We start from the raw sequence: 8931 nt of genomic DNA on the forward strand, positions 1-8931 counted from the left end.
CAGCGCGATCAGGTGCGGTGGCGTGCCCGTCAGGCGCTTGATGATCAGCGCCGCAATGGCGTACAACAGTGCCGCCCCAAGCGCCAAGGCGATACCCACCAGGTAGTTCCCGCCCCCCTGCCCTTGTTCGCCATGGGCGCTGACGATCGCCAGCATCCCGAGAAACGAGACCGCCAGCCAGAACAGCTTCTGCGCCGTGATTTTCTCCCCCAGGAACAACGCCGCCAGCCCCACCAACATGAATGGCTGGACGTTGTACACCGCCGTACCGATAGCAATCGAAGCGCGGGAATAGGACGCGAACAACAAGACCCAGTTACCGACGATTGCCACGCCGCTGAGCACCGCCAGCAGGAAGGTCGTGCGCGTCAGAATGTCCCGGCGCAAGAAGCCAAGGCCCGCGCAAATCAACAGCAGCGTGCCGGCGCCAAACACGCAGCGCCAGAACACTACATCCAGCACAGGCTGGCCCGAGACCAGCACGAACCAGCCTATGGTTCCGGAAATCAGCATGGCGGCGGTCATTTCGAGCGAACCGCGGCGTAAGGTCTTGTCCATCTTCGGGCTCCTTTGTTGAGTGAGCACAGTATGCCCATCCACCGGGCCGCTTCTCCATGGCTTGGAAAAGGCTAAACTGGCTTTCCACCTTTTTTATCAAGGCAGCTTCACGTATTTGCCTAACGGAGCCGAAATGACTGACGACATCGATCAAATCCTCATCAGCGCCTTGATGGAAGACTCCCGGCGTTCGCTCAAGGCCTTGGCGAACCTGAGCGGCCTGTCGTCCCCCAGCGTAGCCGAGCGCCTGCGACGACTCGAAGAACGTGGCGTGCTCAGGGGCTACACGGTTGAGGTCGATCCGAAGTGTTTTGGTTATCAGCTACAGGCCATCGTGCGGATTCGTCCGCTGGCGGGGCAGTTGCAGGAGGTGGAGCGACAGATCCAGGCCATCGGTGAATTTACCGAATGCGACAAGGTGACGGGCGAGGACTGTTTCATCGCACGGCTGCACGTACGGTCGATGGAACAGTTGGATGTGTTGCTGGACAAGTTGAATGTGCTTGCGGAGACCAATACGGCAATTGTCAAAAAGACGCCGGTGAAACGGCGATTGCCGCCGATGGCGTGAAATTCGTTGGTGGTGGCCGGCCTGGTTCAGCGTCGCACCGTGTTTCCCCTGTGGGAGCGAGCCTGCTCGCGAAGGCGATGTAACAGCCAATGATGATGTCGGATGTGCTGGCCTCTTCGCGAGCAGGCTCGCTCCCACAGGGGACGGCGGTGTGCATAAAGGCTGTGACTGCCAGAAAGGGATATACACCCCATCCAAACCAAAAAAAACGGCGCCCTCCTTTCGGAAAAGCGCCGTCTCTCAAATCAACAGCTCACACCAGCCAACTGGCGATATCAGTCATCACGCCCCATCAACCCGAACAACTGCAACAAGCTGACAAACAAGTTGTAGATCGATACATACAGGCTGACAGTCGCCATGATGTAGTTACGCTCGCCGCCATGAATGATCGCGCTGGTCTGGTAAAGGATGCAGACCGACGAGAACAGCACGAAGCCGGCGCTGATCGCCAGTTGCAGGCCGCTGATCTGGAAGAAGAAGCTGGCCACTACCGCACCCAGCAACACGAAGAAACCGGCGGTGATGAAACCGCTCAGGAAGCTCATGTCCTTGCGGGAGATCAGCACGTAGGCCGACAGGCCGCCAAACACCAGGGCGGTCATGGCGAACGCCGAGCTGACCACTTCGGCGCCGCCCTGCATGCCCAGGTAGCGGTTGAGGATCGGGCCGAGCAGGTAACCCATGAAACCGGTCAGGGCGAAGGCCGAAACCAGGCCCCAAGCCGAATCGCGGAGCTTGTTGGTGAGGAAGAAAAGGCCGTAGAAACCAATCAGCACAACGAAGATGTTCGGGTAGCCGACACGCATCTGTTGTGCGACGTAGGCCATCACACCGCTGAAAGCGAGCGTGAGTGCCAGCAGGCCATAAGTGTTGCGCAGGACGCGGCTAACTTCTAGCTGCTCAGCCTGCACGCTGTTGTTCACTGCGTAATCCTGTTCGCGCATGGCGACACTCCTCCGGTTTTGAAACATTCAGTGGCAAGGATCATAACAGACGCTCTGTAACAAGCTACGTAGAGAGTTTGACAGTGTGTTTCATTCGGGTATTATGGCGCCCGCAACGCAATACGGAGGTGTGGCCGAGTGGTTTAAGGCAACGGTCTTGAAAACCGTCGACTGTAACAGGTCCATGAGTTCGAATCCCATCGCCTCCGCCATCTTTTAACGTTAAAGCCCTGACTTGTCAGGGCTTTTTCGTGTCTGGCGTTTGGAAAAACAGTGACGGTCTTCACAAAGGAAACAGTGCATGCCATCTCCTAAACCGCTCAAGGAAAGTAAAGTGACCAGTAAAACCATCGGTTCGATCGGCGCAGCCATTATTGGCGTAGCCCTGTTGTGTGTCTTCTTTGGCAGTTGGTACACGGTTGATGAGACCGAACGCGGCGTGCTGTTGCGCAACGGCGCGCTGGTCGGGGTGGTTGAGCCGGGGCTGTCGTTCAAGACGCCTTTCATCGAATCGGTCCGCCTGATCAGCACGCAGAGCCAGGTCACGTCCTACGACGACCTGCAGGCCTACAGCAAGGACCAGCAATCAGCCGAGCTCAAGGTATCCGTGTCCTGGCACATTGCGCCTTCGGATGTGGCGAAGGTCTACACCCAGTTCAAGGACCTGGAAGGTATTCGCGACCGGATGATCAGCCGGCAGGTGCCGACACAGGTGGAGAACGTGTTCGGCAAGTTCAACGCCGTCGCCGCTGTGCAGAACCGCGTCCAACTGGTCAACGATATTTCCGCCGCAATCAAATCGACGATTACCGGGCCAGTGATCATCGACAGCGTCCAGGTTGAAAACATCGACTTCAGCGATGCCTATGAAAAAGCCATCGAAGCGCGCATGGCGGCGGAAGTCCAGGTCAAGACTCGCGAGCAACAGCTCGCCACGGAACAGGTCCAGGCGCAGATTCGCGTGACCCAGGCCCAGGCGGAAGCCGATTCGCAAGTAGCCCAGGCCAAGGCGGACGCCCTGGCCACCGAGCTTCGCGGCAAGGCTGAAGCCGAGGCGATCAAGGCCCGAGCCCAGGCGCTGGCCAGCAACCAGAACCTGGTGGAGCTGACCAAGGCCGAGCGCTGGAACGGCGAATTGCCGACCACCATGCTGCCAAACAGCGCACTGCCTTTTATCGATCTGAAATAAGTTGCATCGGCGCGGTCAATTCTGGCCGCGCCTCCTACCCAGCCTGCGCAACGAAGCCGAACAAAGATCGCCCCCTCGTTGGTTGACGCTACACTTTGCTCACTGACGACCAGACGTTTACCGTTAGCAGGGAGCTCAACGTGTACCCAGGCAAAAAACCAACGCAACGCTTGCGCAACCCTCCCTCCGCCCCTCGTCCCGATAACCACTTTTCACTCCCCCACCTGGCACCTGCCTCGGCAGCCGTCCTGGACAGGAGAAACACGTGACCATTCTTATCAGGAAATACAAATGGCCCGCCCTGTTGGCCGCGGCGCTGGTTGTTTTCTCGGCATTGATATTCTTTTTGATAAAGTCCTACACGTACGATTCATCGACTTATTTCGAGTCCCGCGATTTCATTCGCCAGCTCAAGCAGGCCGACGCCAACTGGAATGTGAAAATTCTCAGGAAGAAGATCGGCGTCTATAACAACCTGTCCCTGGCCCCACCGCCTGAAGCACAGAGTCGTTGGGACCAATTGGAACGGCTTAACAATTCGGGCCCCTTGGCATCGCTTTGGGCATCACGCCGCCAGGGTTATGTAGAGGCAATCCAGAACAAGCGCCTGCTGGTAGAGCAATTCGAACAGCACAACGCCAACCTGCGCCGGTCCCTCGATGAACTTCCGATCGTCGAGGATGAGATTCAAACCTTGCTGCTGGACAAGAAGTCCGGCAGCGAAACAACTCGCCTGACCATTGCCTCCAGTGTGCTCGACCTGGCTCTGACCACCTCGGAATACGCGCTTTACGTGACGTCGGATAAAGCGAGGGAAGTACAGGATCAACTAGGCGAACTCGAACATCAAGTGGACCAGTTGCCCTCCTCCTACCGACCCGTTTTTGCCTCATTGACACAGCACGTCAAGACCATCATCCAGGAGCAGCCGCTGGTCAACGATCTGCTGGATCGCATCAGCGTGATCCCCGTGGCCCAGGAGCTGGACAACATCAACGAGTTGTTGAACGAAACACAACGCCGAACAGCCGCGACGGATCGCAAATACCATATGTACCTGGCTGTGTGTGCCAGCCTGATGGCGCTTTTGATGATCTACCTGGCCGTGCGTCTGGTGCGCAGCTATTCAGTCATCAACCAGATCAACCATGAACTTCAAACCGCCAATGATCGGCTGGAAGAGCGCGTACAAGAGCGAACTCGCGAGCTGAAGGAGGCCGAGCGGGAGTTGGTGGACGCGGCGCGCATGGCAGGCATGGCCGAGATCGCCACCAACGTGTTGCACAACGTCGGCAACGTCCTCAACAGCGTGAATATTTCAGCGGAGCTGGTGACGCGCAAGTTGAAGAACAGTAAGACGCAGGGCTTGGGAAAAGCCGTCAGGATGATGAATGAACATGCCACAGACTTGGGCCAGTTCATCACCGAGGACGAAAAAGGCAAGTTGTTGCCTCGTTATTTCAATGAGCTGGTGGATTCCATTGCCAACGAGCAAGCGATGCTTATTGAAGAACTGGCGCAACTGACCAAGAGCATCGATCACATCAAGGAAATCGTCACGACACAACAGACCTATGCCGGAGCTGCCCGGTTGATTGAACCACTGAAGGTCAGCGACTTGTTTGAAGATGCGCTGCGCATGAACTCAGGTGCCCTGAGTCGACACCATGTCACCGTCATCAAGGACTACCAGGACACTCCGTTGATCATGGGCGATAAGCATCGGTTGCTGCTGATCCTGATCAACCTAATCAGCAACGCCAAGTTCGCCATGTCTCATGTAGATCATCCAAGGGAAATGACACTGGGCATCAGCATCGTCGACCCGACGACACTGCATATCAGCGTCAAGGATCGCGGCGAAGGCATCGCGCCGGAGAACCAGGCCCGAATCTTCAATCACGGTTTCACCACCCGCAAGGACGGCCATGGGTTCGGGCTGCACAGTTGCGCCCTGGCGGCCGTGGAAATGAATGGCCGCCTCTACGTCCACAGTGATGGGCCAGGGCAAGGCGCCCTGTTTACGCTCGAAATTCCGCTGGAACTGGCGCAAACCTGAAGGGACGGGCTGCGCGACGGGCCCTGAAGCTCGCCGCGCAGCCGTTGCGGTTGGCTACTCGATGTTCTCGGAGCGTACGCGACGAGGCCTCCTGGCTGGCAGCGCGGCGGCGTAGGCCAGCGCTTCTTCGCGGGTGGCAAAGGAACCCAGCCGGTCAGCCTGGGTGCACACTCTCCAGGGTCCGCTGTTTACGCTGAGCACGTCATACCCATTGATGTGCATTTTCGTCAACATTGCAGTACTCATAGACATAACCTCCTTGGGAAAACGGGGTTGCGTTGCCTACCTTACACCGGTTGGCACAGGCTGGCCGACCGAGCGTCGCAATGCACTCGTGCGCAGGATGCCGTTGAATGCCTCAATGAGAATCCGAATCCCACAGCCAATCCCATAGACCCGGCAGATGCACCGGTTGAGACGTGTCCCGCACCGTGCGGGCCATGGCCGCCTGCTCCAGCATCCGCTGGTCGTCATAAAAGGGCTTGGCATCGGTCTTCAAGCCGGTGGCCCTGGCACTGTCGAGCAGAATCTGCAGGTATTCACGAGCATGGCGAGCGGTATAACGATTGAGATCATGAAAGGTCACAACGACGGGAATCACCCCGTCCACCATCGGCAATTGCCCATCAGCGATACGCTCGCGTACTTCCGAGAGTTGACGCGTCAGGTTCATCCGCCGTCGCGGACTCATGGTAATGCCCCAGACCTTGCCGTCATTGGCGCTCAGATCCGTCAACAATACGTGCATTCCATGGCGCTGGTAGGCCGCGAAGGTGCGTTTGTCGTAGCTCCAGAACGGCGGCCGCACCAGACTCGGCGGCGCGCCCGTAATCGCCGCGATATCATTTCCACCGTTATCAAGGGACTGTTCCAGCTCGTCAGGATCGAGGGATCGATGATTGGTATGCCAATAGGTGGCCGTATGGAACCCCAGGACATGCCCCTCCAGATGCTCACGACGCATGATCGACCGACCCGTTTCGTCACCGCCGGCTCGCGGCGATCGCGTCTGGACAAAAAATACCGCCTTGATCCCGGGCTGTACCGGGTTCTGGGCCAGGGCATCCAGCACTTCGAGGCTCGGGTTCCACAAGGACGATGCGCTGGGGCCATCATCGAATGTCAGCAGGAAACGGATGGGAGGTTGCGCAAGCAAGCGTTGCTCGGTTTGCGCGGTCAGTTCGATGGGCGGGCCGATACAACCCGACAACCCGATGGCGAGAAGCGCCATCATCAGCGCCCCGGCGATATTCTTCATGTTTTGCCTTTATTCAGTGCCACATTGCGTCGCCTTTGATCCCTGGCACCGGTGTTTTCAAGCTCACCTTGGAGAAGGTTACCCGGGTTTGGTTCCGCACCGTAAGCACGGATGTTTTGCAACGCACTTGCCCCCTCTGCCAGCCCCGGTCTTGACCGTCTGGAAATCCGATGGAATTTTCCGAACGCCTCCGTATCCATCCGTATAGGATCAATTAGGGAGGATTTATGGGCGGTCCATCGCTTTACATCATCGACTACATGCTCCATGGCGAGCCCAAGTCTTTCATCATTCGTGCGGAAGTGATGAATAACTCCGAAGCTTGGCATTGGGCCAGTTGCGACGCGGGTGTTGGGCGCATACCCAAATTCGGCAGGGAGAAGGTTAAGCGGGTTTCCAAACCCATGGCAGAGAAATATGGCATTACCGATGTGCGCTGGCGAGCCTCCGTCGCGCCATCCTGGGTCAAGGAGTCTGGCTGAATCAGATAAAGTTATCGGCGCACCGGCTGTCCAGTCGTGCGCCGGTTTCTTCGACAGATCGCAAACAACTCAACTACGCTTAACTGCAGCATGAGCCGTCATCACCGACGGATTTTGCGCTGCCCTGTTTTCAACTTGAATGGAGGTGTGACATGTCCGAAAAAGAGTCCATCACCACCCTGCTCACCTTACTGGAATCGCGCCAGGCGCGGCTGACGGCAGCCTGCAAGGAAATCGCCGACTGGGTCGACCACCAGGGCGGGCATCCCGCCGCAGTGCGCATCCGCGACCGGCTCAATGACATCGAAAAAGATGCCCCTTCGATCCAGAGCGCCTTGTCTTCACTCAAGCCTGCGGAACGCCCACTGCCAAAGTTTCGCTGATGCGCCACACCGGTTCCCTCTGAATTCCACCGGTTGAAACCCGATGGAACAACGGCGCTTGTTTGCACCTCGATATTGTTAGGTATCGATGCAAGAGCCGTCAAAAGGGAGAACCACCATGAATGCCAGAGTCCTGCTTTTCATAGCCTGTGCCTGCCCTGCCACCGTCATGGCGCAAGGGTGCGAGGTCGTTAGCCGATCCCAAAGCCAGGCAGTACCGGAAATCGAGACCCGCAGTTGCTATGAATACAAGGGCATGCCCTCTCAAGCCATTGGCTGGTCGTGTAGCAATGAAAGCAAGGGCACGTTGAGCACTGAGAAGAAACCGGTCGAGCGTTGCGCCGAAGGCTATGTCGCCACCTGCCAGGCCAGGCTCACCCAGGAAGCCCTGGCCAACCCCCATTCCACCAGCAAGGACCCAAGCTCAGGTTCGGCTAATATCCCGGATAACGCGCAGGTCACCTGGTATTACTACGATGCGCAAAAGCTCCAGCAAGCCCAGAAGGATTGCGAGACCACCGGCGGCCAATGGAAAAACCGCTGACCCGGTGGCTCGCATCCGCTGGCGTCAGCCCTTGCTGTGTTCCGGTGACGAAGGCGGATTCTTGACACCTCGCGGCCCGGCCACTCCCCAGATGATCAAGCCCACTACAGGCAAGATGATCAGAAGCAGCGCCCAGCCTGCCTTGGTGCCAGCCGACTTTTCGCTCCGAAAGACGCTGACGATTGCCCAGAGATCCACAAGCAACAGCAACACCGCGACGGCAATCCAGAAATAACTGGCTAGTTCAGACATGGCCTTAACCCTCTTGTCAGTCTATGGATTAGGCATGGCCGCCGTGGGTCCGTTCAAAGAATCTGCCCTGCCGACCGCGGTGACGATCGTGCAGTTATAAACGCTCGTTCAGGTAGTCGACCCATTGCTCATAGGCCTCGTGTTGACGCCGAACAGCCTCATCCCAGGCGGTCCCGGACATTTGATGGATACAGATCAGCGCCATCATTTCTGACGTTGCTGCATCGAGCTCGACCAAGAGCTCATGGGATTTGACTTTGAAATCTTCAACGGTGGTCATCTTTCCTCGCTCCCCCACGACGGGGCTGGCCAGTCCACCCAACATTGATGCGTTTTTTCGGCGCTGATTCATTTTTGGCGATGATCGGTCGTTGGCGCAGCCTTTCCTTCCATATTGCCAAACCGCTCATGAAATAAACGCAGCCTTTTCGCGACGGCCGCAATCCTACGGTCATGGGCAACAAAATCGTTTTTTGAACACTTCATTTGGGCAGGGCTCAAATATTGCAGTTATATTGCAATTTAATGACAGTCGAGGTTGGACGAGGTTATGAAGATTCGAGCGACCGTCATCTGTGAAGAAGACCGCCACATCCTGCTGGTGCGAAAACCCAAGAGCCGCTGGGCCCTGCCCGGCGGCACCGTCGAGCGCGGCGAAACTCACGCCGATGCCGCACTCAGGGAACTG

General features: G+C 57.4%; 13 protein-coding genes and 1 tRNA gene. 8 read left to right on the plus strand and 6 right to left on the minus strand.

Annotated elements, in window-relative coordinates:
* Positions 1–558, minus strand: a 558-nt coding sequence (locus OC610_RS15375; protein WP_264428810.1) for a DMT family transporter, incomplete at its 3' end; no start/stop codon positions are given.
* Positions 559–691: 133 nt separating this feature from the next.
* On the opposite strand from OC610_RS15375, the gene OC610_RS15380 reads away from it, so the two are divergent.
* Positions 692–1129 carry an Lrp/AsnC family transcriptional regulator gene (locus OC610_RS15380; protein WP_264428811.1) on the plus strand — a complete coding sequence of 146 codons (438 nt, stop codon included), beginning with the start codon at positions 692–694 and terminating at the stop codon, positions 1127–1129.
* A 275-nt stretch (positions 1130–1404) separates the two neighbouring features.
* On the opposite strand, the gene OC610_RS15385 is transcribed toward OC610_RS15380, so the two are convergent.
* On the minus strand, positions 1405–2076 hold the full coding sequence (locus OC610_RS15385) for a Bax inhibitor-1/YccA family protein (RefSeq protein WP_264428812.1): 672 nt from the start codon (positions 2074–2076) through the stop codon (positions 1405–1407).
* A 124-nt stretch (positions 2077–2200) separates the two neighbouring features.
* Here OC610_RS15385 and OC610_RS15390 point away from each other — a divergent pair.
* The 3 genes from OC610_RS15390 to OC610_RS15400 all read left to right on the plus strand — a co-directional run bounded on the left by OC610_RS15390 (position 2201) and on the right by OC610_RS15400 (position 5324).
* A tRNA-Ser gene (locus OC610_RS15390) sits at positions 2201–2288 on the plus strand.
* 122 nt (positions 2289–2410) lie between these two features.
* Positions 2411–3265 carry a prohibitin family protein gene (locus OC610_RS15395; RefSeq protein ID WP_181290198.1) on the plus strand — a complete coding sequence of 285 codons (855 nt, stop codon included), beginning with the start codon at positions 2411–2413 and terminating at the stop codon, positions 3263–3265.
* 265 nt (positions 3266–3530) lie between these two features.
* On the plus strand, positions 3531–5324 hold the full coding sequence (locus OC610_RS15400; RefSeq protein ID WP_264428813.1) for a DAHL domain-containing protein: 1794 nt from the start codon (positions 3531–3533) through the stop codon (positions 5322–5324).
* 54 nt (positions 5325–5378) lie between these two features.
* Here OC610_RS15400 and OC610_RS15405 read toward each other — a convergent pair whose 3' ends face one another.
* The gene (locus tag OC610_RS15405) at positions 5379–5570 is read right to left on the minus strand and encodes a DUF2188 domain-containing protein (RefSeq protein ID WP_264428815.1); all 192 of its coding nucleotides are present in this window, start codon (positions 5568–5570) and stop codon (positions 5379–5381) included.
* 112 nt (positions 5571–5682) lie between these two features.
* Positions 5683–6582: a polysaccharide deacetylase family protein gene (locus OC610_RS15410; RefSeq protein ID WP_264428816.1), complete on the minus strand. Its 900-nt coding sequence runs from the start codon at positions 6580–6582 to the stop codon at positions 5683–5685.
* 227 nt (positions 6583–6809) lie between these two features.
* Here OC610_RS15410 and OC610_RS15415 point away from each other — a divergent pair, with 227 nt between their 5' ends.
* The 3 genes from OC610_RS15415 to OC610_RS15425 all read left to right on the plus strand — a co-directional run bounded on the left by OC610_RS15415 (position 6810) and on the right by OC610_RS15425 (position 7991).
* Positions 6810–7064: a DUF6555 family protein gene (locus OC610_RS15415; RefSeq protein ID WP_039588765.1), complete on the plus strand. Its 255-nt coding sequence runs from the start codon at positions 6810–6812 to the stop codon at positions 7062–7064.
* Between the two features lie 152 nt (positions 7065–7216).
* Entirely contained in the window at positions 7217–7447 is a 231-nt protein-coding gene (locus OC610_RS15420) for a hypothetical protein (RefSeq protein ID WP_181290176.1), read from the plus strand.
* Between the two features lie 118 nt (positions 7448–7565).
* Complete coding sequence (locus OC610_RS15425; protein ID WP_264428817.1) at positions 7566–7991, plus strand: hypothetical protein; 426 nt, start codon at positions 7566–7568, stop codon at positions 7989–7991.
* 24 nt (positions 7992–8015) lie between these two features.
* Here OC610_RS15425 and OC610_RS15430 read toward each other — a convergent pair whose 3' ends face one another.
* Together OC610_RS15430 and OC610_RS15435 are read right to left on the minus strand one after the other, a co-directional pair.
* On the minus strand, positions 8016–8243 hold the full coding sequence (locus OC610_RS15430; RefSeq protein WP_264428818.1) for a PLD nuclease N-terminal domain-containing protein: 228 nt from the start codon (positions 8241–8243) through the stop codon (positions 8016–8018).
* 94 nt (positions 8244–8337) lie between these two features.
* On the minus strand, positions 8338–8523 hold the full coding sequence (locus OC610_RS15435) for a hypothetical protein (RefSeq protein WP_030142541.1): 186 nt from the start codon (positions 8521–8523) through the stop codon (positions 8338–8340).
* 270 nt (positions 8524–8793) lie between these two features.
* Here OC610_RS15435 and OC610_RS15440 point away from each other — a divergent pair.
* Positions 8794–8931 (plus strand): NUDIX domain-containing protein (locus OC610_RS15440; protein WP_264428819.1); only part of this gene is annotated, 138 nt, incomplete at its 3' end.

Source organism: Pseudomonas agronomica (assembly GCF_025917275.1).
GTDB lineage: Bacteria > Pseudomonadota > Gammaproteobacteria > Pseudomonadales > Pseudomonadaceae > Aquipseudomonas > Aquipseudomonas agronomica.